Consider the following 24,828-nt stretch of genomic DNA (forward strand, 5'->3'; position numbering starts at 1 on the left):
CATTGCTTGCTGAACCTGATAGTACCACAAATCTTCGGATGCGTGGATAGTGTGCCTAAGCAGACTTCCAAGAAAAACCTCTAAGGTTAGGATAAAGGTGCCCGTACCGTAAACCGACACAGGTAGTCAAGGAGAGAATCCTGAGGTGCTCGAGTGATTCATGGTTAAGGAACTAGGCAAAATAGCCCTGTAACTTCGGGAGAAGGGGCGCCAGCGTGAGCTGGCCGCAGTGAAAAGACCCAGGCGACTGTTTATCAAAAACACATGGCTTTGCGAACTTGAAAGAGGATGTATAAGGCCTGACACCTGCCCGGTGCTGGAAGGTTAAGGGGGGGAGTTATCTTCGGAGAAGCTCTGAACTGAAGCCCCAGTAAACGGCGGCCGTAACTATAACGGTCCTAAGGTAGCGAAATTCCTTGTCGGGTAAGTTCCGACCTGCACGAATGGTGCAACGATCTGGGTACTGTCTCAACCATGAGCTCGGTGAAATTGTAGTTCCGGTGAAGATGCCGGATACCCGCAACGGGACGGAAAGACCCCGTGAACCTTTACTATAGCTTCACATTGGTATTGGGTAAATGATGTGTAGGATAGCTGGGAGACTCTGAAGCTGTGTCGTCAGGCATGGTGGAGTCGTTGGTGAAATACCAGCCTTTATTTATCTGATGCCTAACCCCGAAAGGGAGACAGTGTGTGGTGGGTAGTTTGACTGGGGTGGTCGCCTCCAAAAGAGTAACGGAGGCTTTCAAAGGTACCCTCAGCACGCTTGGTAACCGTGCGCAGAGTGCAATAGCATAAGGGTGCTTGACTGTGAGGCCTACAAGCCGAGCAGGTAGGAAACTAGGATATAGTGATCCGGCGGTTCTGTATGGAAGGGCCGTCGCTCAAAGGATAAAAGGTACTCCGGGGATAACAGGCTGATCTCCCCCAAGAGCTCATATCGACGGGGAGGTTTGGCACCTCGATGTCGGCTCGTCACATCCTGGGGCTGGAGAAGGTCCCAAGGGTTGGGCTGTTCGCCCATTAAAGTGGCACGCGAGCTGGGTTCAGAACGTCGTGAGACAGTTCGGTCCCTATCTGTTGTGGGCGTAAGAAATTTGAGTAGATCTGACTTTAGTACGAGAGGACCGAGTTGGACTAACCGCTGGTGTACCAGTTGTTCCGCCAGGAGCACTGCTGGGTAGCTACGTTGGGAAGGGATAAGCACTGAAAGCATCTAAGTGCGAAACCCACTACAAGATGAGATTTCTTTTAAGAGATGTTCTAGATTAGGACGTAGATAGGCTGCAGGTGTAAAGGCAGTAATGTCAAAGCTGAGCAGTACTAATTACTCGTAAACTTTTTTGAAGCGTTTCGATAAACTCGCGTTTTTCATGTGAATCTTTCATTTTTAATGTCAAGACATTAAGTCCTGTCCTAATTGGATATAGGCAAATTTTATGGTGATTATAGCGACGGGGTCCACCTCTTCCCATTCCGAACAGAGAAGTTAAGCCCGTCAGCGCTGATGGTACTGCCGTAACAGGTGGGAGAGTAAGTCGTTGCCAGTTTATTAACAAAGCCCTCTTATCAAGAGGGCTTTTTTTTTGCATAACTTGAACTTCGAAATGACGTTAGGAAACTAAAAAAAAGTAATTGAGTGAATTTTTGGTGGGCATTATCTCTTTTTCTAATAGTTCCTGTAATTGTTCATTTGTTTAGTTTTAGAAGAGTTAGAAAATTCTACTTTTCTTCAATTAAATACATTACCAATTCAACAGCTAAGTCAAAATCTAAATCCAGGATTAAGCACCGAATTATCCTTGCTAATCGATTTCTTCTTTTTAGCTCAATTTTATTTTTACTTTATTTGATTTCTACTCAGAAATCAATTTTTAAAGATGAATCTTTCACGATTTATTTTGATAACTCTATTAGTAGTCAGGTTACAGGCGGAATTGATATTGCTAAGCAAATGCTAACGGATCTAAAGGAAAGGCATCCTGAAGATGGAATTTATTTTGATAACAATCGCAAAATATTTTTGGATAAGGATTTTAGAATAGAAAGGCTCGGTAATGATTACTCAAATTTCGCATTATCCTTACAAGATGTAAATGAAAAGCTGAGATCTACTCAAATCGATAATCATTACATTTTATCTGATTTTCAATCAATAAAATTAGAATCTGTTAATGCATTAATTCAGGATACAAGTAGTGTTTATCATCTATTATACCTTGAAGAGCTAAATAGGTTCTCTAATATTTCTATTGATACACTTATAGTATCCCCTAATTCCGATGATTTATCAAAACTCTCAATTACAGTGAGATTTAATGCATTTAATATAAAGACAGGAAATGTTGTTATTAAGCTCATGCAAAATGCAAGGCAAATTAGTTCTATCGTAAAGTCCGTTTCTGAATTAAGTCAAATTGAGTTTGATATACCGGTTGAACAATATGGGGCCTACCAAATTATTGTAGATGGCGATGATGTAATCTTCGACAATTCGTTTCATTTTGTTATTAGTGAGCGTTCAAAACCTCGAATTGTTGTTTTTGATGAAGATAATAATGAATACATAAGAACAGCATTTTCTAAGTCTGATCTATTTGACCTAGCTAATCTCAATGTAAATAGTCTTGAATTTAATTCTCTTTCAAATGCAGATATTATAGTTATAAATTTCGTTGATGAAATTCCATTAGGTCTAATCAATCAAAACCCTAATGTAAATTATATAGTCTTTCCAGCACCTAACTTGAATACTGATTCATATGAGAAATTGTTAGACTTAAGGTTAAATAAAGCTGATGAATCTTCACTAGAAATTACTCTTGATGAAAATCAACCCTTGCTACGAGGAATTTTTAGCAATTCTTTTGAAGAAACAATCTTACCCGAAGCTCAAATTGCATTCAATGTCATTTCAGGAAATTTTGATGCAATCTTTAATTATAGATCAGGTGATCCATTTTTATTAAAATCAAAAAATGTTTATTTCTTTAATACAGAATTGACCACCTCAAATGGGTTTCAATCAAAAGCCTTGTTTCTTCCTCTTTTATATCAAATTGCATTTAGAGAATCAAACAACATTGAGGTTCCATACTATTATCCTGGAGATAAATTCGTGGTTAGCAATATCAATGTATCCGATAATCCTGTGAAAATTTTGAATCAATCATATGAATTTATCCCTGCATTTAATTCAAGTGGAAATGATTTAATTATTGAAATTCCTTCTGATGCAAAGCCTGGAAAGTATTTTCTTATTCACAATAATGATACAATAAATCAAATAGCAATTAATATACCTAAAGAAGAATCTGTAATGACCTCTTTATCTAAAGATGAGATAGAAGAGTTTTTCATTGACAATGAAAATGTAATAGTCACAAGGATTGATCAGACGCAGAATGTTCTGTTAGCTGAAAATACTGAGGTTAGCTTTTGGAAATATGCATTATTTTTGGTTCTTCTATTAGTTATGTCGGAAACGATGCTGCATAGATACTTCAGATGAGCATATTGTTAAAGAATGTACGAGTACTAGATACCAATTCACCAGCTCATAAAAAGCAAGTAAACATTCTTATTAAAAACGGCGTAATTACGTCACTTTCTGGCAAATCAGCTGATGAAATTTATGACCTTAAAGGAAAATCCATTAGTTGTGGATTTTTTGATTTAAATGCCCATTTCAATGATCCAGGGTATGAACATAGAGAGGATTTACAATCAGGATCTGAAGTGGCTTGGTCTGGCGGATTTACTGACATCTGTCTAATTCCTGCGACTGATCCGCCCATTGAATCTAAGAGTGATATTAATTATTTGGTCAAAAATCGAGTTGGTTTAGTGGATTTACATCCTATAGCTGCTACTAGCGAATCCTTGAAGGGAGAAAATCTTACGGAGATGTTGGATCTATATGCTGCAGGCGCTGTTGGGTTTTCAGATGGAGATTATCCTTTATGGAATACAGAACTTCTTTTAAAGGCATTACAATATACTCAAGGAATCAAAGCACCAATTATTCAAAATGCAAGAGACTTAAATATTTCTTCAAATACACAGATGAATGAGGGTAAGTTTAGTACTTATTTAGGTTTAAGGGGGGAACCATCCATCTCCGAGGAGTTGACCATTCAAAGAGATATTGAGGTTTTAAAATATAGTGGCGGAAGTCTACATTTCACCAAAGTATCAACAGCCAAAGGTTTAGAACTAATTAAGAAAGCTAAAAAGGAAGGACTTTCTGTAACTTGTGATGTGAGTTTGCATCATCTTTTGTTTACTGATGAATCCATTGGTGATTTTGATACCATTTTTAAGAATACGCCTCCTTTCAGGTCAAATAGTGATAGAAAAGCACTTATCAAGGGAATAAAAGGGGGTACAGTTGATGCTATTTGTTCAAATCATAGGCCACTGGATCAGGAAAGCAAGCAGTTGGAATTTGACTATGCAGATGCTGGGAGCATTTCACTACAAACTTTCTTTTCTGCATTAATGACCATTTCTGAGGATATTCCATTGGAAGATTTGCTTCAAAAAGTAGTAAATGGTCCAAGAAAGGTCTTGAAGAAGGACGAAATTAAAATTGATAAGGGAAATGTTGCAAAGCTTGCAATTCTTGATTTGGATGAATCATGGATCCTTAATGAACAAACAAATAAATCTAAATCAAGAAACAGTCCATTTTGGAATAAGGAACTTAAGGGTAGGGTGATGGGAGTAGTAAATGGAGAAAAGATGATACTGAGTCAGTGATAAAACCTACTTTGAAATATTCAATCTTGTGCGGTCTATTTTTAGTAGGCTTGTTTTTTATCTCGATTAACTTCGGGAGCAATCCTTTATTGGATATGCGCCATTTTTTCTTTGATATTGGTGTCTTTTTCCTTTTTATCTATTTTGGAGGTAAGGAATTTAAAGATTATAGAAATGATGGTTTTCTACACTTCTGGCAAGGTATAAGCATTGGATTTGTAGTTTTGATTCCATCTGTTTTAATATTCTCAATAGTATTTTATATCATTTTTCAAGCAAATCCAGAGTTATTAGAGGCCTATAAAGAGGGAGCTAAAACAATGCTTGTTAATCAGAAAGAGTTATATATTGAGAAATTTTCTCAAGAGCAATACAAACAACAAATCGCCGCTGTGGATGATGAAACTACAGTTCGGCTACTATTTAGTACCTTTTGGAAGAAAATTATCGCTGGATTCTTAATTACACCTGTTGTTGCCATAATTTTAAGAAAAAAACCTAAATAGCTTATGAACAATCATGCAATTAAATCAGGCCTAATCGTTGGCGTTATCGGCATTGTACTCACTTTACTTATTTATATTGTAAATGCATCACTATTGGTATCAATGTGGATGTTTTTATTCTTGTTGGTTTTCATTGTACTCGTTTGCTACTTTGGAATTCAGCATAGAAACGAGATCGGCGGTTATATGTCGTTTGGCAAGGCATGGGTGTACTCTATGCAGGTGTTTATAGCTGCAGGAATACTTTCAACGATATTTAACATTCTGTTATACAATGTTATAGATCCTGAGTTACCGCAATTACTGGCTGATCAATCTGTTGAAAATGCGGAATCAATGATGCGAAATTTCGGAATGCCTGAGGATCAAATGGATGAAGCTCTAGAGAAGACTAGAGTAGATACATTGGATCGACTTTCTGTATCGGGCACTCTTATTGGATTTTTGTGGGGCTTAATAATTTATGCAATATTTTCGCTAATAACTGGTGCAATAATCAAAAAGAAGGAACCTGAACTTGAAGGATAAAGATTTATCTATAGTAATACCTATTTATAATGAGGAAGAATCCATTCCAGAACTATTGGAATGGATTTTTCGCGTTGTAGATGCAAGCAAGATAGATACAGAAATACTTTTGATCGATGATGGCAGTGTAGATGATTCGTGGGCGATTATAAAAAAACAGGCTGTTAAAGATGAACGAATCGCAGGGTATCGATTTAACAGAAATTATGGCAAATCTGCTGCACTGCAGACCGGTTTTGATCATTCTAATGGAAAAGTAGTTATTACGATGGATGCTGATTTGCAGGATAGCCCTGATGAAATTCCAGAATTACTTTCGATAATCAATGAGTTAAATCTAGATGTAGTTTCTGGTTGGAAGAAGAAAAGGCATGATCCACTAAGCAAAACAATTCCATCAAAATTTTTCAATTGGGTTACTCGAAAGGTTTCAGGAATTAGACTTCATGATTTTAATTGCGGTTTGAAGGCATACAGTAGAGAGGTTGTGAAAAACATACAAGTATATGGTGAGATGCATAGGTATATTCCACTTATTGCTAAGTGGAATGGTTACAACAAGATAGGAGAGAAGGTTGTAGAGCACCGCGCTAGAAAGTATGGGAATACAAAGTATGGGATGAAGCGCTTTATAACCGGATTTTTGGATTTACTTTCTGTAACCTTTGTTTCCAGATTTAAGAAAAATCCGATGCATTTTTTTGGCGTGTTTGGTACTCTTTCATTTTTAGGCGGCTTTTTTATAACTATTTGGGTGATTGGTGAGAAACTATATCGTCAATATCATCAAATGGAAAGAAGAGATGTAGTAGATCAGCCTCTTTTCTTTTTAGCGCTTGTAGCACTAATAGTAGGAATGCAATTATTTCTTGCCGGTTTTATTGCTGAGATGATGATTCAAGTTAACCAGAAAAAAGGCGATTACCTTATTTCTGAAAGGACAAAGGACTAATTCCTATGCCAAAGTATTCAGTTGTTATTCCTGTTTATAATCGTCCTGATGAAATCGATGAATTGTTAAAAAGTCTTACTTGTCAATCATTTAAAGATTTTGAAATATTAATTATTGAGGATGGATCTGAAATTAAATGTGAACATGTTGTTAAGAAATATGAATCTAAACTTCAGATTAAGTACTATTTCAAAGAGAATTCAGGACAGGGCTTTAGTCGAAATTTCGGTGCAGAAAAGGCTGAAGGAGAGTGGCTTATATTTTTTGATTCCGACTGTATAGTTCCTGAGGATTATCTAAATAATTTAGATGAATTAATTAATATAAACAGTGAAGTTGAAGCTTATTGCGGACCTGATGCTGCCCGGTCGGATTTCTCGATACTTCAAAAAGCTATTTCTTACAGCATGACCTCATTTCTCACAACAGGAGGAATCAGAGGGGAAAAAGTAAAGCTTGATAAAATACCTCAATTAAGAAGCTATAATTTAGTACTAAAAGCCTCCTCATTTCAATATCTAGAGGGTTTTGCTAAAACAAATATGGGTGAGGACATGGAGCTTAGCCATAGGTTCCAGAAAGAAGGTTACAGAGCAATTATTTCTACTAAGCTGAAAGTATTTCACAAACGAAGAAATAGTTTGAAGTCATTTTATAATCAAATATTTTCTTTCGGTAGAACCCGAATTCAACTCTCCAGAGATTATTCAATACCTGTAAAGCTGTATCATCTATTTCCTACTGCTTTTATCGGTGGTCTTTTTCTGTCAATAGCTATTCTGTTTATTAACCTTAGCTTAGGTGCAAAGGCTCTATCTGTTTATGCTTTTTATTTTCTTTTAGTTTTTGCTCACTCTGGACTTTTTAAAAAAAGCGTTTCTATTGGTTTTTTATCAATCCTGACAACATTCCTTCAACACACAGCATATGGTCTTGGATTTATTTATGAGCTAATTCAAAGAAGAACTAATTGATGCATGTATATTTAGCTTATGCAGATTACTCTTACCACTCCAGCGCTTTTATTCCCTGCGATATCACTGCTTTTGCTTGCATATACCAATCGTTTTCTTGCAATTGCAACATTGATCAGACAGCTACATAAAAGCTACTTGAATGATCCTAAAAGTGTATTAGAGGGTCAACTTAAAAATCTAAGAAAAAGACTTTTCCTAATCAGGGCAATGCAACTGTTTGGTGTCTTGAGTCTTTTTTTATGCGTCCTTGCCATGTTTTTTATTTACTTAAAGGGAGGTGAGTGGGGTAGTGGAATTTTTGGAATTTCTCTTGTTTTACTTCTTTTATCCCTTGTGATTTCTCTGCGAGAAATTCAGCTCTCAACTAAGGCTTTGGACATTGAGTTGAGCGACATGGAGCTTGGGAGTAAATTAAAATTCTAAATAAGTAAGCCGGTCAAGACCGGCAATCTATTTATTCACTTGCTTTTATAATAAGAATGAAAACTATTGAAATTAGAGCTGTCTACTGGTTGGAACATAAAAAAGCAAGCAGAAGGAGCTCTTCATGTAAATGTTATTGTCTAAAAAACAGTCTGTTTAAGAACTTAAATGCATTTTGATTAGTGATTTCAAATACAGCAGGATTATCCTCACCAGATAATATTAATAATTCATCATTTTCAAGTGTGAAATGCTGTTCAACTATTCCCTGAGCTGTTATAGTGATTAGATAAAATCTGTGATCATTATTATCATAGCCGAAGTATTCGATATTTCCATTCCCTCTATCGAGTTTTAAAACGTGCGGTCTCACCAATTCTGTTTTCCAAATAGCACCTTCTTTCGTTTGAAAACTTCCAGTTAAAACAGAGATGATTCTGTCAATATCATGCTCATAATCAGAGGGATATATTTGAGTGGTTGCCCAAATGGCTTCTTCGAATTTTACCTTTACAATCTCAGCGTAGTTGGCTATACTGTCAGTGATGTCTTTGGGAAAGGAAAGGAATAGAAATGAAGTACTACTAGCTTTACGATTATTGATCTTTTTATGAATCAAATCTTGAAAATTAAAGGTGCGTAACTCCAACATTTGACCTTCAACTATCCTACCTCTTGTTTTTTTGATATCAGTTATCTTGAGACTATTTGGGTTAATGTCTTGAATATTAAATGTTCGAATGGTGTAGGTTTTGTTTTCAATATGAGCAGTATTAGGCTTTTCTGAAACAATATGCTTTATCGTAATCTGTTTGTCCTCATTGGCATAAAATGTATTTTTCCACCATTGCTGTCCTTTTGAGTCAAAATAGACATAGTTCAGTTTGCCATTCAGCCAGTCAATCGCAGATTTGTATATGACGTCATCTTGCTGTGGTGTCTGAGCGAATCCTAAACACGAGCAAAAAGCAGAGATTAAAAGGGTAATCGATATTTTCTTCATTTCAGGATCGATTGACGTTCTCTATTGATATTTAGGCTTAAAACATCAGGTCTTGAGTAGTGACCTGACGGGTCAAAATTTTGTCTTTCTTCAAGGACTTTTTTGTGATCTAGTACAGCAATAATTGTCTCTTCTTTGTTGGTGAGAGGTTCTACAACCCATGATCCATCTGGAGCGGCTATGCATGAACCTCCATCTGCTAATGTTTCTGTGGTGAGTTTACGCATTTTTTCAGCGTAAGGAAAGCTATCAGGAATATCATCTTTTGAAAACATACCAGATACACCCACTACAAAAGAACGAGACTCCATGGCTATTACAGGAATAAGCTTTTCGGTATTTCTTTTGTTTCCTGGCCATATTGACACATGAAGATCTTCACCTTGCGCATACATAGCAGCTCTGGCAAGCGGCATCCAATTTTCCCAACAATTTAAACCACCGACTGTAAATGGAGGAACGGCATGTGTTACCAATCCATGACCATCACCGGGACTCCATGAGAGCCTCTCTTCATATGTAGGCATAAGTTTGCGGTGGACCGACTTTATTTCACCATGATTATCAATGAATATCATGGAGCAATAAAGGCTATGTCCACCTCGGTCATTTGGCCGTTCAATAGTGCCCAAATAGATTGAAATATTTACGTTTTTAGCAAGGTCACATAATGGATTCAAGTGACCACTCTCAATGTTGACTGCTTGTTGAATGTAATGAGCATGTATTTCTTTCTGGCAGGTAGAATTAAATTCTGCACCATTCATTCGGTCCAGCCAAAATGGATATCCAGGAAGTATTGCTTCACCAAAAATCACCAACCGAGCACCCTTTGAAGCAGCATTTGCTGTGGAATTCATCACCTTTTCTAGTGTTTTTTCTCGATCCAGCCATACAGGGGAGATTTGTGCTAATGCGATTTTAAGTGTATTTTCCATAAGTGGATTTGATTCTGTTTCACTAAAATAAATGGAATTATCTTGCATATGTAACCGCAACCTTAATGTCTGAACTTAATGAAGAGAATCTTCGTCTGAGGCTAAAGCTATATGAGTCAGCTCTACCTTCTGCTACTGTGCGCTGGAGTGAAAAGGACCAGTGGGTGGTAGAAGAGTGTCATGGAAATGTGGTAGTTCCAACAGGAACATATGCAATTGATAGCCTATTGGATGAAAAGAATGTAGACTTTATTAAAGAATACCGCGATTCAGTTCATCAAGAACCAACTAATATAAACTTTACAATATGCTTTAAGGGTGATAAAATTGATGTTCATTGCTCATCAATTAGGCTCAAAAAAGAAATCATCAGCTTATGGATTCTTGTTCCCGAAAAAGATCATTCCATTTTTTATCTTCAAAATGCTGCTCATGATTTCAGGTCACCATTAGGGGCCATAATTGGGGTTGTGAACTTGCTTCAACATTCAATTAAATCTGAGGATGAACTTGATAAGGAGGAGGTAATCACTCTTTTGGATATGATCAAAGTGAATTCTGACAAAGGTCTCAGATTAGCAGATGAAATTATGGAATTGGCTGAGATGGAATCGGACGGTTATAAACTTAAGACGGATAAAGTGGTAATGAGCGATTTTGTTGAGAACTATCTTGCAACCCATCGCCTTCTAACTTTGAGAAAAAGAATACAGGTCAAATTTGATTGTGAAAGTACTGCAAGTGCATTTATTAATGAATCAAAGTTGACCCGTGCATTAGACAACATTTTAAGTAATTCTGTGAAATTTAGTAAAGCAGGTTCTACAATTACTTTTAAGCTTGATGATCATAGTACACAGATTGAATTAACAATATCTGATCAAGGGATTGGGATGAGCCCAGATGTTTTAAGAAATGTTTTTGTAAGGTTTGGGAAGGCCAAACGCAATGGGCTTGAAGGGGAACCCAGTCATGGACTTGGAATGTCTATCGTTCGTCAGATTATGAAATTACACGAAGGAGATCTTAAAATAGCTAGCGAGGAAAATAAAGGCACTCAAGTAAGTTTGATTTTAAAGAAGGCTAAATGAAAAAGATAATTATAGCAGATGACTCATTTTTTCAGAGGAAGACTTTGCAGGACATCATTAAAGAATTAGGGTATGACTCAGAAGCAGTTTCTTCTGGAGAAGAGCTTTTAGAAAAGCTTGATGATTCTTACGACTGCATATTTCTGGATTTACTAATGGGTGGTATATCGGGCATTGATGTTTTAAAGGCACTACAGGCTCGCGAGAATAAGATTCCAGTAGTAGTTATTACTGCAGATATACAAAAAGCACGAAAGGAAGAGAGTTTGAGTTTGGGTGCATCAGCTTTTATGAATAAAGTGGTTTCCAAGGATGAGTTGATTTCAATTTTGAATAACATTTTTAAGTAAGAAAGCGGTACAGATATGCTTAATTCAAAACAAGTAGATACAATCACCGAGATAATAAATATTGGAGTAGGTAAAGGATCTGCATCGCTCAGTCAAATGATTGATGGCGAAATTTTATTGAATGTACCTTATGTAAATGTGATTACATTCAATGATGTGCTAAGCGAAATCAAGAAGCTTGGCGGTGGTGATAATGTTCATTCCGTTGAAATGAGATTTTCTGGTGAGTATGAAGGGAGTGCCAACGTAATTCTGCCTGGAGACAGTGCGAAGATGCTTGCATCTCTACTGGTACATGAAGACCCGGATTCCGCAACTATTGCAGAAATGAAGGACGGTTTAATGATAGAAGTCGGCAATATTATCTTGAATGCCATTATGGGTTCATTCGGTAATATTTTAGATGCACCGCTTGACTATCATATGCCTAAAAGTTATCAAGGGGATGTAGAAGGCATCTACAATCAGTTAGATAAAGATCGCTTCAACCAGGTGCTGGTTTGTCATACTAACTTTTCTATCCGAGGTAAAAACATCAGTGGCGATATTTTGATCATGTACGAAATGAGTTCATTTAACAAGCTTTCGAACATGCTCACCAAAATGATTGAAGGTTAATCTCTGATTATTTCAAATGAATGTGTCTGTTCGGCACTTAATGAACCAGCTACTGAACAATATTTAGTAGTCGCCAAGTCTACAATTCTTTGAGCCTCTTCTTCCGTTAAGTCTGGAGAATAAATTGAATATTTTAGATGGATTTTTGTAAACCCTCTCGGGTGCTCATCTCTGCGCTCACCACTTATTTCTGCCTTAAGATCTACGAAAGTTTTTCTGCGTTTTTTAACCATAGATACAATTTCCACAGCTGCACATGCCCCAACAGCTGAGAGTAGTAATTCTGTAGGAGATTGATGTTCCTTTTCTTCTGCAGAACGCATATCAATTTCAACCTTATTGCCATTTTGGTTAACTGAAGAAAACTCCTCGTCTCCTTTGAATTGTAAATCAATTTTCATGTGCCGATAGTGTTAATAAAATGCAAATATGAACAAAAACAGTTCTTTAAATTAATCGTTCACCTTCCACGCCAGGGTGTCGTGATGATCTGCAATCAAAGATCTCAGGTAGCTTCCTATGTAGTTTACTCCTTCAAATCCAGCTTCCTTTGCTGCTTGGTCTTCTTTCTCAAATGGTACTTCAGAGCCAGCAAAATCATGTAAGTCTTCATAAAATCCGATTGTGAAATTGTCCCAACTTGGTCCGAAAACTCGTGTGAAAATAAAATTAGGCCGATGTTCGATTCCTGCGTAAAATTGGTTCTCTGCTAATCTTTGATCAAGAAGTTCATCTTGCTTTCCTGCTAAGGCGGTAAAGATTTCAATGTGAAACAGGTTGAATTCTTCAAACGAATCTATGAATGCATTTACAGATGGACCTTTCACAATAGCTTCTTCTTGAAATGAGATTATATTATAAAATTCATCTCCGTATGATTTTTCTATTGTAGATGAATTTGATCTTACTAAAACCTGTTCATCAGAAAAGTATTTTTCTAAATCATCAATAGGATAAATGATCATTAAATCCCAATGATCACCCTGGCTATGTCTTAAAAGGTATGGCTTATACTCCAGGTAAGATTCGTAGTTTTCTATATCATTTTTAACTTGATCAATTAACTCAAGTAATTCTCCCGGCTTTGCTCTTAATAGGGATACTTTATAAAACTGATCTTGAGAGAATAGTGCTGATGTAACGAATAGTAGAACTAAAGAAATTGAATTTTTCATGGGACCAAGCTAATAACTTTCATTTTCGATTGTTATACTCTTTGATCAAAACATTCAATCTTTTGAAATCTAATTCACCTTTTGATTCTTTCAAGTGATGCATGATAGCCAGGCCTTTTGCTAGCTGGCTGTCGACGTTTTTCACTTTACCAACTAAGTGAATTAATGTTCGTTGTTTTCCCATTGTGAGTTCATGAAAATATGTGCTACCCTCAGTGTCCTGATCTAGCAATATCTGAAATGATTCAGGAATAGGCATACCATACTCAGAAATGTCTTTTTCTAGTTGAACTGTAACTTCATCACCTTCAGCAATGCTGTATTTTTTCATGAAATCTTTCTTAACATAAACGCTATAAATTTCTCCTTTAGGCATCAATGCACTATGAATAGGTTCAGACTTATTTATTGTGCAAATGATTCTTCGATTTTCTCCATTTATGAATTGGTTGCCGATATCCTTGGGTATTGCTACGTAGTAGCTCCATGCATCAGATTCAAATTTGAGGATAGGTGCCTTTAGTGTTAAAAAGAAATTTTTCATTTATTGTAAATTACAAAACGTTATTAATGAAAACATACGTAATCATGAAGAAAGTAATCCCCTTTCTACTAGTGATAATTGGTTGTTCTTTAGATAACCGATCAGAAATTGTCCGTATGGAAGCGCTCAATGATGTGAAATCAATAACAACAATTTTCACGTCTCATCAGTCTGATACTAAGCAAAAAGATGGAAAAATAGTAGCCATTGCTACTTTTAACCCTGATGGTAGTCTTAGTGAGTTGATAGAACAAACGACCTATCCATATGATCGTGATTACGAATTAAAAAAAGAGGTTTGGGAAGAACCGAATAAAGCACTGCTCCCATATATTTTGGATGGCTTATCATTAAATGCAGCTGAAAATAATTTACTGTATGGCAACAATTGGCCAGCTAAATATGCAAAATTCCTCATAAGAAAAGCTGAGGATGAAAAGCCTGAGTTTGCATGGAAGGAAATAGTTGAGGTTGATGATGAACGGCAGCCATCAGAAATAAAGTTGAGCCGTATTTTAAATGATAAAGAATCTGACTTACCATTTTCAGGAGTGATTAAAGCATATACCTATGAAAAAGGAAAGGTCATTGAGGCTGCCGATAAATTTGTTTATCCAGAGATGTTAAAAGCCCGTTTAGAATTTTTGAAAAAAGACAATGAAGAAATAGACAATGAAGAAATAGATGAGGAAGAAATTAAAAAGGAGCTTGAAGAAAGTATCAAGAATCCACCTAAGTCTAATCTCGTGCAATTTGAATATCAGGAGGAGAAATTAACTTCTGTCACACTCAGTAAACGAAAAAGGCATGAGTTTTACTATGATGGCGACTTACTTATAAAATCGGAATTTTATGTTGATGGGATTCTCTTCAATACTCGAATTTATTATTATGAAGATGGATTGAAAGATCGAACTGAGATTTTCAATATGTACAACGAACCAGAGTATACCATTACATACGAGTATGAATATTGGGATTAATTTCAGCGAGTTACTTAGAAAGCGGAAGCGTGACAGTCGCTGTGGTCCCCTTTCCCCATTCAGATGAGTACCTTAATGATCCGCCATGTTCATTGATGATAGCATAAGTTATGGAAAGTCCTAATCCGGTTCCTTTTCCAGGATCTTTGGTGCTAAAAAATGGTTCGGTAATCTTTTTTAGGTTTTCTGGTTTAATTCCATGGCCAGTATCAGTAAATGCTATTTTTATTGTTCCATTAGCAATTTCAGTTTCGATTGCAATTGCCCCTCTTTTATCTATAGCCTGAATTGAATTGGTTATGATATTTAGAAAAGCCTGATGAAGTTTGCCATTGTTGCCATAAACAATTGGTTTTCCTGGATCGAATTTTTTATCTAACTCTATGCCATTTTTAAGTCTGTATCGGATCATTGTCAGGCAGTTTTCTATCAAATGGTAAATATCACACGGCTCCAACTTACTATCTGAAGAATGGCTAAATTCATTCAAACTTGAAACGATAGTTGAGGCTCTGGATATACCTTCTTTGATTGCTCTTAACAATTCAGCATATTGCTCTTTTTTGATTTTCTTACTTCTTTTCAGTGTTTCTTCTAACCCTTCAACACCTCCCTGAATGAAATTCAAAGGATTGTTTATCTCATGGGCAACTCCGGCAGAAAGAATTCCCAGAGAAGCCATTTTATCTGACTGAATCATTTGCTCTTGAGCACTTTTCAATTGATTTAAGGCTGTTTTAAGTTCTCTTTTTTGCTTTTCTAATTCTTTAGTTCTTTCTGCAACAATTGATTCAAGTCTTAAATTATTCTGTTTTAGGGTCCTCAACCGTAACCAATATATAAGCAAAGCCAGGCATGCAATTAATAATGCAAATAAGATTTTTGCAATGACAGTCTGCCACCAAGCCGCTTCAATTGTAATTCTTTGAGATCTGATTGAAGTGGAAAAATCACCTTCAAGTCCTGTTTGTAATTGAAAAGTATACTCTCCTGGTGATAAGTTTGTATATAATCCATTTCTATCATCAGAAGCCATAACCCATTCATTGTCAAAAGGAATCATTTTATACCTGAATTGAATAAGATCTGTGTAGGGATAACTTATACCTGTAAAATCTATTAATAGTCTATTCGTTCCTGAAGGAATTATGACTTCATCAGACATTTTAATACTGGAATTATCCGCATAGATGTTTTCAATGATTGTCTGAGGATTGAAACTGGGAGGTTCCACATCCCCAGGATCTATTTGTACAATCCCGCCTAAAGTAGGAACCCAAAACCTTCCCCTCTTGTCAACAAATGAAAGGACTGCACCAAGGCAATGACTGGATTTCATTCCATAACTTTTATCATAATGCTTCACTCTAATTTGGTACTCAGGATTTGAAATCGCTCTACTCAGATCTTCTATCGGTACACACAAAATTGCATTTTCGGAGGGCATCCAGAAGTGACCGCTTGAATCTTCCAATATGTCATAAATAATATTAGAAGGAAAACCATTTTCAGTATTAAAATTTACAATTTGATTTTCACTATATCCTGTTAATCCATCATTCGAGGCAATCCATATGAAATCAGTAGCTGAGTGTGTTGCAAACATGAAGTTGCTAGGTAATCCATCTTCCACTGTGACCGTTTTTAGTACTTTGCGATCTTCAATAATATTTAACCCGTTAATGGTCCCAACAATAATTCTACCTTTGGTATCTTGCTCAATAGATAGCACATAATTTGAGCTAAGCCCCTCATCAATTGTGATTTGAGTCCATTTATTGACTGAGTTGAATATCACGAGTCCTGCATTTTTTGTACCAACCCAAATGGCTCCATCTTTATCTTGAAAGGCTATTCTGACGAAATTGTCAGGGAAGCCATTATTTGTTGTTAGATGCTTGCTTTTATTACCGTCCAAGATCACCAATCCGCCATACGTACTAACCCAAATTCTTCCTTTATCATCAGTTAATAAATTCTTTAGCCTTTCAGTAGGAATTGGTATGGGTGGATCATAAGTAGATACAATGCCGTCCTTCAATTGATTTAGCACTCCGTTTTCATCTCCCAATAGATAAGTATCGTTATCGATTTCTGTTACACTGCTAATGATATTTGATGAGAGACCATCATTTTTTGTGAAGCTTGTGACGGAACCATCCGTTAGAAAGAAAATACCACTTCTATAAGTACCTACCCAAAGACTACCCTCCTGATCAAACATCAGATCCCTGACAATATTGTTAGGCATCCCACTTTCTTCAGTCAATGAATCCAGTCTTTGATTTTTTATCTGGTTTCTGAAGAGCCCTCTTAAAGTCCCAAGCCATAGTGTCTCGTCTTTGTCAATAATGATTGATGTAATGGATGTGTTGCTTAAAAATCTAGATTTTGTTAGCACTTTTCCATTCCATGTATAAAGTCCTCTTCCTGATCCGATATACATCTCATTATTATGGTTGTATATCGTATTTATCCCATTTGTTTCAACCCCTAAGGAAATATGGTTTATGTCACCATTTTTTGAGTACGTAACTAAAATGGACTTTTCAGTACCAAAATAGACTGTCTCATTGCTATCTTCAGCTATGCTTAAGACGGTACTCTCCTCCAAGTTCAATTTTTTAGTGAAATCGACAAGCTCCCCATTCTCGTAACAATATATTTTATTTGACTTGGTGCTAAACCAGAGCTTTCCATTTTCAGCTATCAACATCTCTTCGATGCTCATATTCCTAGTTTGCTCTAAACCTTCTGGAGTAGTAAATTCTCCGTTTTGATAAGTGATTACTCCGTGCAGTGTTCCTAACCAAATCTTGCCATTTAAACCCTTTTTAATTCTCAAAACATTGGGCGATGGGAGGTCACTATTTTGACTCGTAAAGATTGTGAAATTTTTACCATCAAATCTATGGAGTCCGGTATACGTTCCTATCCAGATATATCCATCATCAGATTGAATCATTTCATTAGTGGATTCGGATGTCATACCGTCATCAGTATTCCATCCTCTCAATAGATATTGGCTAAGGCGTTTTGTCTCATCCAGTTTACCTTGAGAATATGCGATTTGAGTAAGCAAGAGGCAAAAGCATATTTTCACAATTCTTTTAGAAAAGTGCTTTATAAAAATTGCATTTAAGAAACTGAATTTGGAAGTATTAGCCATTTACTGTAATCTCGGTATGAATATAGGAAAACCATTCCTGATAGAAGATTTGCAAATCCTCTATTTATGCTGATTCGTCTAAAACTAGCTAAGATTTCAGAACATAATAATAAATCATGATGTAATGACAGAAACTACCGCCGAGGACGCAGATATGAAATGTCGCGTGATTCATTGGCATGGAACGGATGCTATAAAGAATTGCACCTAAAGTGTAAAAAACCCCTCCACTAAGCAGCCAAAGAAGTGCATTAATTGTCATTACATCAAACAGTGGTTTAATTGCGAAAATTGCAATCCAGCCCATAGCTACATACATGAAGGTAGAAAGTTTGTCAAAACGCCCTGTAAAAAAGAGTTTGATGAATACACCGCAGCTTGCAATAGCCCAAATGATGTAAAATAAAGTTGTTCCAATGCTTTGACTCAGTGTTATCAGACAAATAGGAGTGTATGTGCCAGCGATTAAAATATAAATTGCGGCATGATCAAAAATTCTTAATTGTGCTCTTTTTAGTTGTTTTTTAGAAGCATGATACATTGTTGAGGCTGAATAAAGTATGATCAGGCTCAAACCAAAAACAACTGAAGAAATAATCTCCATTTTGCTAGAAGCCTTGGTCAGCAAAAAGATCAATCCAATACAACTGAAAATTACGCCCATTCCATGGGTAATAACATTAAGACGTTCTTCAGATGCTGTATAGTGAGATTCAGACATATTATATGGTGCATTGGCTAAATGTCATGATTTAGTCTTTTGAAAAGTAGTAAGAATTGCATTGCTTAATCATATTACCAAGCTAAACCTTTTTGAACTGGGCAAAAAAAAAGCGCCCAGTAAGGCGCCTTCTTAATGTTTAACGGAAAATAGTGCGGTGTACAGAGCGATCTATCCAATCATCAAGAAAAGTATTAAAGCTAATAGCAATGCTTTCCCTGCTAATTCAATATGTATTCGTTGAATTGATAGGCTTTTTATTAATTGACTCATTGCTTCTGTTGAATAGTTGGTAATACAAATCAAAGTGCTTTTTACATAGAAGACAATACCCTATTAAGGGTATTTTACAAGACTTTCGATGAATAGTTGAAGTACCTCTATAAGTACCCTGAAATTGCAATTGAATAGATTATTCAGTAAATTCAATAATGACCAATTATCAAGATTATGGGTATCATTCAAAAAATTGAATCGATAAATCCACCTATTTTGGTCGATTTCCTCCGCATCGCACTAGGTGGATTCATTACTTACAAAGGCATTGTTTTTGCAAGTAACTTTGACAGTTTTACTGCAAATATCCAATCTGTAGGATGGGTGTTTGTAGCAGCGCATTTAGCTCACGCAATTATTTTCATACACATGGCTGGAGGAATAATTCTCATGTGTGGAGCTCTAACTCGGTGGATGTGTCTACTGAACATTCCAATTCTTGCTGGTGCGGTTATATTCAATTACTTGCAAATGCTAACCGCAGATAATTACATGGAATTGCCTGTAGCATCAATTATCTTAGGCCTGTTAATATTAGTCGCAATAACTGGAAGTGGTAAGTTTTCGCTTGACTATATAAGAGATCAACGCATAAAGATGAAATCACCGGTTTAGCGAAGAAGTAAAGAACTATCACCATAACTCAGAAAATGATAATTATTATCAAGTGCTGAACGGTATACTTTTCTCCAGTCTTCACCAATGAATGCTGCGACGAGTAAAATGAGAGTAGATCCTGGTAAATGATAATTTGTTATAAGTCCATCACATATTTTAAATTCATAACCAGGGTATAAGAAAATTTCAGTGTGTCCACCAATCTTTTCATTCCCAGACTGCTCCATTTTATTAAGTACTGCTTCCAAAGCTTGAGACAATGGTTTAGCATCTAAAGTATAAGGATCATTTTTATCAATAAAGAAAGAGTTTTGTCCGTTTATTAGTTTCACTCCGTACCAGTATAGGCTTTCTAATGTTCTCATAGAAGTTGTGCCAACAGCTATTACTTTCTCTGCATGAATTAGATTCTCCACATTGCTTTTACTCAACCAGATTTGCTCATTATGCATTGGATGCTCATTGATTTTTTCGTTTTTTATTGGTTGGAAGGTGCCTGCCGAAACATGCAAAGTCAAATAATCAGTTTTAATATTTTTTTTTGGTAATGACTCTATAATCTCGTTTGTGAAATGAAGCCCTGCAGTTGGGGCTGCTACTGCTCCTTTCATTTTCGAATATACTGTTTGATATCTATCCTCATCTTGATCATTAACCTCTCTGTCTATGTATGGAGGTAACGGGATTTTTCCGATAGCTGCTAAAAGGTCTGAAAAGGTGAAATCATTTTGCCATATAAAGGTAACTTCATCAGTGTTGGTCCTTAGTGCTTTTATTGAAAGAGATGGTATTATCAGCTCTGTTCCTTGCTTCCATTTTTTAGCATTACCAATCATACATTTCCAAGTGCATGAGTTTTTTGCATTCATTACCTCCTCATGAACCCTGGACGGTTTTAGTGGCTCTAATAGAAAAATTTCTATTCGTGCACCACTTTCTTTATGCATGATGATCCTAGCAGGAATTACTTTGGTGTCATTAAAAACAAGTAATGAGCCTTCGGGAAGAAGGTTTTGGATATTTTTGAATTGATGATGAGAAACATCACCTTGATTATAAAAAAGGAGCCTAGAGTTAGCTCTTTCTTTTGGTGGATGTTTAGCAATTCTCTCTTCTGGGAGATCGTATAAAAAATCTTCTAATTTTAGATCCATTATGAAGCTCGAAGTTAAACCCTATGTTCTGGATTTTAAATTCCAAGCTCGCACGAGTCGTGGTGAAATGAAAAACAGAAAGGTGTGGTTTTTGAAGCTGAAAAATGAAGAAGGCATCACTGGGATTGGGGAGGTTGCACCAATTCATCGTTTAAGCCCGGAGGAGGTCGAAGAAATACCTCAATACCTAAATCAATTGATTAAAGAAATAAATCAAAAGGTATTGCCAGAAAATAAGGATCTGGTAGATGAATTTATTACAAGCATAGTTCCGGCTAATAAACCAAGTGTTCGATTTGGTTTGGAAATGGCTTTATTAGACTTGATTAATGGAGGGGAAAAACACATCTATAGAACTAATTTGAAAAATATCAAGATTCCAATTAATGGGCTTGTATGGATGGGTGATGAGTCATATATGAAGGAACAGATTAAGGTTAAACTTGATAATGGTTTTTCATGCATAAAACTAAAAATTGGTGCACTGGATTTTGAAGCAGAGCTCAGTATCATCAAATCTTTAAGAAGAATTTCAAAGGAATTAATTATTCGTTTAGACGCGAATGGAGCTTTTCAGACAAATGAAGTGCTGGCCAAGCTCAAAGAATTGAGCAAATACAACATTCATTCAATTGAACAACCCATCATGCCTATGCAACCGGAAGCTATGGAGTTGGTCTGTAATCGAAGTGAAATTCCCATTGCACTGGATGAAGAACTAATTGGCATTCACAATTCCAGAGATCGGATTGATATACTTCAAGATTTAAAACCGCAATATTTAGTCCTCAAACCTACTTTACATGGGGGTTTTTCCTCAGTTAAAGAATGGATTGACCTTGCCGAAATCCATGGAATAAAATGGTGGATAACATCCTACTTAGAGTCAAATCTGGGGTTGAATGCGATTGCTCAGTTTGCTAGTCAATATCCGGAGAATACCGAACATCACGGACTGGGTACAGGAGAGATATATCATAACAATATTACCTCTCCTATAATAGTTGAAAAAGGATATTTAGCTTATGCGAATTCTATGGTTTGGGGAGACATTTAATCTCTAATCAATCTTGATGCTTATGATAAACTTTGGCTACAATTTTCCAGCCTGAGTCAAATTTCAAAAGACTTAAGTAGTCTGTGTAGACGAGTTTACCTTGATTGGATAATTCTACTTTAACTTGTGCAGAACTCCCTGTCACGTCTACGATTGCGAAATTGTGATCCCAAACATTTTTTGGATCATCTGGATTGTAATTATTGGACTTTCTTTTTTTAACACCTTCCACCCATTTATCTATGGGGTACTTACTTATTTCACTGCCTTTAGCCGTATAAATGGAAAAATCTTTATGGAATCCATTCACCATTGCCTCAGTGTTTAATTCATTAAATGCGCCATTTATGTAGGATTCAGATACTAGTTTTTTTACTGCATCAACCTCTAAAGTATTTGTATCATTCTTGTAAATAAATGATGCAAAAAGAATGACAGCAGAAATAAGGATAGATATTTTGAATAGAGCTTTCATTGTAAGTTGGATTTAGTTACCAACTCAAACGGCCAATACAAACGTGTGGTTACTATTGTAGTAGATCAAACTCACCAAGTTGTACTTCTTCTTCATACAACGCTTTCATTTTTTCATTTAGACTTTCATACTCAGTCTTGTTGTCTTCGATAAAATCCTGATAATCTGCCTTCGACATCCATTTATCTACAAGAATAAAAACACTCCCATCAGCACTTTTCAACAAGTCATGCCCCAAATAGTCTTCACAGGGCTCAAAAAATTTGAACCAACTTCCATTTCGACCATATTCTTCTTCGAACTTGTCTTTATTTGATGTGACTTTGTATTTCCACACAAGGCAGTACATTGACATAATATTGGATTTTAGAGGTTAGCTAAAGATATAGAAATATGTAGATATCTTAGTAGATGTGAGAAAAATACCGAACACAGTTGAATATTACAAGATCAATTTTGTTTTATAACATCTTTCTAAACACGTAATTAAATTATGCACCAACCAATAGAAATGATGGAGATAGGAGGCATTGCAATTTTTGCAGCCTACAATTTGGTGTTGTTTTTTCAGATTGGAAATAGACATTACCTCTACCTTGGCTTATTGTGTCTTGTAATTTTAGTACGAGCGACCCTAGTGGATGATGGCTCAATGGTTTTCTATCATTTTTTCCCATCTGCGTCTTTGACATTGGGGCGTAAGATCGAGTTCTTTTGTAGCTATGCAGGTGTTCCTCTGACACTACTTTTTATACATAAGCTCTATACCATTGAGGCATTCAAAAAGTGGGTTAACGTCTTTTTAGTGATTTCCGGGTTTTTCTTATTATTTGTGTTGGTTACTCCTTACCGTATTTTTTTTCATACGCTAAACACATACAATGTAATAATCCTGCTCTCTTACATTTTGGCATTTGCCATGCTTTTTAGGGCAGTTCAAAGAGACTTAACAGGGTCTATGTATGTATTTAGCGGAACTGCATTATGCTTTCTGTTTGTAATGGCAGAGCTATTAAAAACTTCTGGTGTGATTTCTGTTGATGTTGGTCCTAATTTGGTAAATACAGGTTTTGTTATTTTTTTATTCTTCCAAACATTGGCTCTTTCAGAAATCTTTGCAAAGTCATTCAGAGAGAATCAAGAGTTGAATAAAGATTTAGAGAAAAGAGTGGATGAGAAAACCATTGAACTGATGCGTGCGAGTAAATTAAGAGATACATTGATTCGTATTGTAAGCCATGATATTAGAGGCCCCTTAGGAAATCTTAAAAGCGTAATCTCACTAACTCGAGATGGGGATTTAACTATTGAACAAACAAAGGAATTTTTAGCTACTATTGATACAGGTGTGGATCATACCATTCAGATGTTGGATGAGCTTATGGAGTGGGGTAGAGCGGCATCATCTAATCAGAAGATTAGTCAGGATAAAATCATTATCAAAGAGGTTTTAGATCAAATAATAGCACAAGCTAAGCCAGCTATTGATAGAAAGACTCTCTCACTTTCTATCGAGGGAGATCTTGGTGCGAAATGTGTATTTGATAAAAATGCTTTGAAGGTAGTACTTAGGAATTTAATGTCCAATGCGATCAAGTTCACTGAAAAAGGAGGGTCAATTTCAGTCAATTTGATGCAAAAAAATGGGGAAGCTATTGTGAGATATAGTGACACTGGAATTGGAATTCCAGATGAAATGAAGGCTTCATTGTTTGAAATGAAAAAAGACAACAAACGCCCGGGAACAGAGAATGAAAAAAGCTCTGGAGTGGGATTATTCATATGCAAAGACTTGGTTACACAAAATGGTGGCATTATTCAGGTTTTCGATAATCCAGACAAAAAAGGATCTGTATTTGAAGTGACAATGAGAGCAGAATAATCATCCTCCATCCACTAGAAATGAATTTCATTTTGATTAAAAATTGAGTTTTTGAACGTTAGAATCACACGAGAAATTAAGTATTTTACTTAAATAAAATTAGATATTCATCTCTCGACATTTCGTGTATTTTTGTAAAGAAGATATTAGCCTATGGAATCACTCACAGCAGAAGAACGAGCAGAGAGAAGAGCCGCGCGAAGAGCCGCAAGACAGGCATCAAGGGTCGAAAAAGAATACACAATTCTTTACGTAGATGATGAGATGCCCAATCTCCGGGGATTTAAATCAACCTTTAGACGCCTTTACAATGTACATACTGCTTTGGGTCCTCAAGAAGCACTGGAAATCATAAAAAAAGAAAAAATTGACTTGATCGTAACTGATCATAGAATGCCTCATATGTCAGGGGTGGAATTACTTAAAGATGTTTTTTCCTCCAAGCCAGATATCAAACGAATGATACTTAGCGGGTTCATAAAACGAGCAGATCTTTTTGAAACAATTGGTGACTTTGGTATTCATGATTTCGTCACAAAGCCATGGGACTTTGAAGATTTGAACGCTATTTTTCAGAGGATTCTAACCACTGACGCAGACGTCAAGGATTTTAGCAAGCTTGGTTAA

The 24,828-nt window shown here is 36.1% G+C and carries 25 protein-coding genes and 2 rRNA genes (1 of these 27 cut by a window edge); 17 read left to right on the top strand and 10 right to left on the bottom strand.

The annotated features are described in order from the left end of the window. The 9 genes from ACOMC3_RS02920 to ACOMC3_RS02960 form a co-directional block, all read left to right on the top strand. A 23S ribosomal RNA gene (locus ACOMC3_RS02920) occupies positions 1-1,347 on the top strand; it begins 1,517 nt to the left of the window's first position. 91 nt (positions 1,348-1,438) lie between these two features. Continuing rightward, positions 1,439-1,550 (top strand): 5S ribosomal RNA (rrf, locus tag ACOMC3_RS02925). A gap of 89 nt (positions 1,551-1,639) precedes the next feature. Next, positions 1,640-3,511, top strand: coding sequence for a BatA domain-containing protein (locus tag ACOMC3_RS02930; RefSeq protein ID WP_420318029.1), 1,872 nt, complete (start codon positions 1,640-1,642; stop codon positions 3,509-3,511). Beyond that, the gene (locus ACOMC3_RS02935; RefSeq protein WP_420318030.1) at positions 3,508-4,761 is read left to right on the top strand and encodes a dihydroorotase; all 1,254 of its coding nucleotides are present in this window, start codon (positions 3,508-3,510) and stop codon (positions 4,759-4,761) included. The genes ACOMC3_RS02930 and ACOMC3_RS02935 overlap by 4 nt, the downstream gene beginning before the upstream one ends. 11 nt (positions 4,762-4,772) lie before the next feature. Beyond that, positions 4,773-5,267 carry a DUF4199 domain-containing protein gene (locus ACOMC3_RS02940; protein WP_420318031.1) on the top strand — a complete coding sequence of 165 codons (495 nt, stop codon included), beginning with the start codon at positions 4,773-4,775 and terminating at the stop codon, positions 5,265-5,267. A 3-nt stretch (positions 5,268-5,270) separates the two neighbouring features. Beyond that, positions 5,271-5,795, top strand: coding sequence for a DUF4199 domain-containing protein (locus ACOMC3_RS02945; protein ID WP_420318032.1), 525 nt, complete (start codon positions 5,271-5,273; stop codon positions 5,793-5,795). Next, positions 5,785-6,747, top strand: a complete 963-nt coding sequence (locus ACOMC3_RS02950) for a glycosyltransferase family 2 protein (RefSeq protein ID WP_420318033.1) — start codon at positions 5,785-5,787, stop codon at positions 6,745-6,747. The genes ACOMC3_RS02945 and ACOMC3_RS02950 overlap by 11 nt, the downstream gene beginning before the upstream one ends. A gap of 5 nt (positions 6,748-6,752) precedes the next feature. Continuing rightward, the gene (locus ACOMC3_RS02955; RefSeq protein ID WP_420318034.1) at positions 6,753-7,721 is read left to right on the top strand and encodes a glycosyltransferase; all 969 of its coding nucleotides are present in this window, start codon (positions 6,753-6,755) and stop codon (positions 7,719-7,721) included. A gap of 18 nt (positions 7,722-7,739) precedes the next feature. Further along, positions 7,740-8,147 (top strand): DUF2721 domain-containing protein, encoded by a 408-nt coding sequence (locus tag ACOMC3_RS02960; protein ID WP_420318035.1) that lies wholly within the window; start codon positions 7,740-7,742, stop codon positions 8,145-8,147. 133 nt (positions 8,148-8,280) lie between these two features. On the opposite strand, the gene ACOMC3_RS02965 is transcribed toward ACOMC3_RS02960, so the two are convergent. Together ACOMC3_RS02965 and ACOMC3_RS02970 are read right to left on the bottom strand one after the other, a co-directional pair. Then, entirely contained in the window at positions 8,281-9,150 is an 870-nt protein-coding gene (locus ACOMC3_RS02965) for a hypothetical protein (protein ID WP_420318036.1), read from the bottom strand. Beyond that, entirely contained in the window at positions 9,147-10,088 is a 942-nt protein-coding gene (locus ACOMC3_RS02970; protein ID WP_420318037.1) for a carbon-nitrogen hydrolase family protein, read from the bottom strand. The genes ACOMC3_RS02965 and ACOMC3_RS02970 overlap by 4 nt, the downstream gene beginning before the upstream one ends. Before the next feature lie 65 nt (positions 10,089-10,153). Between ACOMC3_RS02970 and ACOMC3_RS02975 the strand changes: the two genes are divergently transcribed. The 3 genes from ACOMC3_RS02975 to ACOMC3_RS02985 are packed head-to-tail and all read left to right on the top strand — an operon-like array spanning position 10,154 to position 12,147. Continuing rightward, positions 10,154-11,179 carry a sensor histidine kinase gene (locus tag ACOMC3_RS02975; protein ID WP_420318038.1) on the top strand — a complete coding sequence of 342 codons (1,026 nt, stop codon included), beginning with the start codon at positions 10,154-10,156 and terminating at the stop codon, positions 11,177-11,179. Beyond that, positions 11,176-11,529 carry a response regulator gene (locus ACOMC3_RS02980; RefSeq protein WP_420318039.1) on the top strand — a complete coding sequence of 118 codons (354 nt, stop codon included), beginning with the start codon at positions 11,176-11,178 and terminating at the stop codon, positions 11,527-11,529. Before ACOMC3_RS02975 ends, ACOMC3_RS02980 begins: the two co-directional genes overlap by 4 nt. 15 nt (positions 11,530-11,544) lie before the next feature. Next, on the top strand, positions 11,545-12,147 hold the full coding sequence (locus tag ACOMC3_RS02985) for a hypothetical protein (RefSeq protein ID WP_420318040.1): 603 nt from the start codon (positions 11,545-11,547) through the stop codon (positions 12,145-12,147). Here ACOMC3_RS02985 and ACOMC3_RS02990 read toward each other — a convergent pair. Genes ACOMC3_RS02990 through ACOMC3_RS03000 form a run of 3 tightly spaced genes read right to left on the bottom strand, consistent with a single transcriptional unit; the run spans position 12,144 to position 13,866 of the window. After that, positions 12,144-12,548: an OsmC family protein gene (locus ACOMC3_RS02990; protein ID WP_420318041.1), complete on the bottom strand. Its 405-nt coding sequence runs from the start codon at positions 12,546-12,548 to the stop codon at positions 12,144-12,146. The genes ACOMC3_RS02985 and ACOMC3_RS02990 overlap by 4 nt on opposite strands. Before the next feature lie 51 nt (positions 12,549-12,599). Next, the gene (locus ACOMC3_RS02995; RefSeq protein ID WP_420318042.1) at positions 12,600-13,322 is read right to left on the bottom strand and encodes a hypothetical protein; all 723 of its coding nucleotides are present in this window, start codon (positions 13,320-13,322) and stop codon (positions 12,600-12,602) included. Between the two features lie 19 nt (positions 13,323-13,341). After that, positions 13,342-13,866 carry a DUF1905 domain-containing protein gene (locus ACOMC3_RS03000; protein ID WP_420318043.1) on the bottom strand — a complete coding sequence of 175 codons (525 nt, stop codon included), beginning with the start codon at positions 13,864-13,866 and terminating at the stop codon, positions 13,342-13,344. A gap of 26 nt (positions 13,867-13,892) precedes the next feature. Between ACOMC3_RS03000 and ACOMC3_RS03005 the strand changes: the two genes are divergently transcribed. Continuing rightward, entirely contained in the window at positions 13,893-14,849 is a 957-nt protein-coding gene (locus ACOMC3_RS03005) for a hypothetical protein (protein ID WP_420318044.1), read from the top strand. A gap of 10 nt (positions 14,850-14,859) precedes the next feature. On the opposite strand, the gene ACOMC3_RS03010 is transcribed toward ACOMC3_RS03005, so the two are convergent. Together ACOMC3_RS03010 and trhA are read right to left on the bottom strand one after the other, a co-directional pair. Further along, positions 14,860-17,931: a two-component regulator propeller domain-containing protein gene (locus ACOMC3_RS03010; protein ID WP_420318045.1), complete on the bottom strand. Its 3,072-nt coding sequence runs from the start codon at positions 17,929-17,931 to the stop codon at positions 14,860-14,862. Between the two features lie 175 nt (positions 17,932-18,106). Next, complete coding sequence (gene trhA, locus ACOMC3_RS03015) at positions 18,107-18,739, bottom strand: PAQR family membrane homeostasis protein TrhA (RefSeq protein ID WP_420318046.1); 633 nt, start codon at positions 18,737-18,739, stop codon at positions 18,107-18,109. Positions 18,740-19,189: 450 nt separating this feature from the next. On the opposite strand from trhA, the gene ACOMC3_RS03020 reads away from it, so the two are divergent. Further along, positions 19,190-19,630: a DoxX family protein gene (locus tag ACOMC3_RS03020; protein ID WP_420318047.1), complete on the top strand. Its 441-nt coding sequence runs from the start codon at positions 19,190-19,192 to the stop codon at positions 19,628-19,630. Here ACOMC3_RS03020 and ACOMC3_RS03025 read toward each other — a convergent pair. Then, complete coding sequence (locus ACOMC3_RS03025; RefSeq protein WP_420318048.1) at positions 19,627-20,787, bottom strand: S-adenosylmethionine:tRNA ribosyltransferase-isomerase; 1,161 nt, start codon at positions 20,785-20,787, stop codon at positions 19,627-19,629. The two genes, ACOMC3_RS03020 and ACOMC3_RS03025, sit on opposite strands and share 4 nt — an antisense overlap. Position 20,788: 1 nt before the next feature. Here ACOMC3_RS03025 and menC point away from each other — a divergent pair, with 1 nt between their 5' ends. Then, positions 20,789-21,844, top strand: coding sequence for an o-succinylbenzoate synthase (menC, locus tag ACOMC3_RS03030; protein WP_420318049.1), 1,056 nt, complete (start codon positions 20,789-20,791; stop codon positions 21,842-21,844). A 7-nt stretch (positions 21,845-21,851) separates the two neighbouring features. On the opposite strand, the gene ACOMC3_RS03035 is transcribed toward menC, so the two are convergent. Both ACOMC3_RS03035 and ACOMC3_RS03040 read right to left on the bottom strand, forming a co-directional pair. After that, positions 21,852-22,319, bottom strand: a complete 468-nt coding sequence (locus tag ACOMC3_RS03035; RefSeq protein ID WP_420318050.1) for a nuclear transport factor 2 family protein — start codon at positions 22,317-22,319, stop codon at positions 21,852-21,854. 52 nt (positions 22,320-22,371) lie between these two features. After that, positions 22,372-22,674, bottom strand: coding sequence for a hypothetical protein (locus tag ACOMC3_RS03040; protein WP_420318051.1), 303 nt, complete (start codon positions 22,672-22,674; stop codon positions 22,372-22,374). Positions 22,675-22,812: 138 nt separating this feature from the next. Between ACOMC3_RS03040 and ACOMC3_RS03045 the strand changes: the two genes are divergently transcribed. After that, positions 22,813-24,201 (top strand): 7TM diverse intracellular signaling domain-containing protein, encoded by a 1,389-nt coding sequence (locus ACOMC3_RS03045; RefSeq protein WP_420318052.1) that lies wholly within the window; start codon positions 22,813-22,815, stop codon positions 24,199-24,201. 153 nt (positions 24,202-24,354) lie between these two features. Then, positions 24,355-24,828, top strand: coding sequence for a response regulator (locus ACOMC3_RS03050; protein ID WP_420318053.1), 474 nt, complete (start codon positions 24,355-24,357; stop codon positions 24,826-24,828).

The organism is Ekhidna sp. (assembly GCF_965212185.1).
Taxonomy (GTDB): Bacteria; Bacteroidota; Bacteroidia; order Cytophagales; family Cyclobacteriaceae; genus Ekhidna.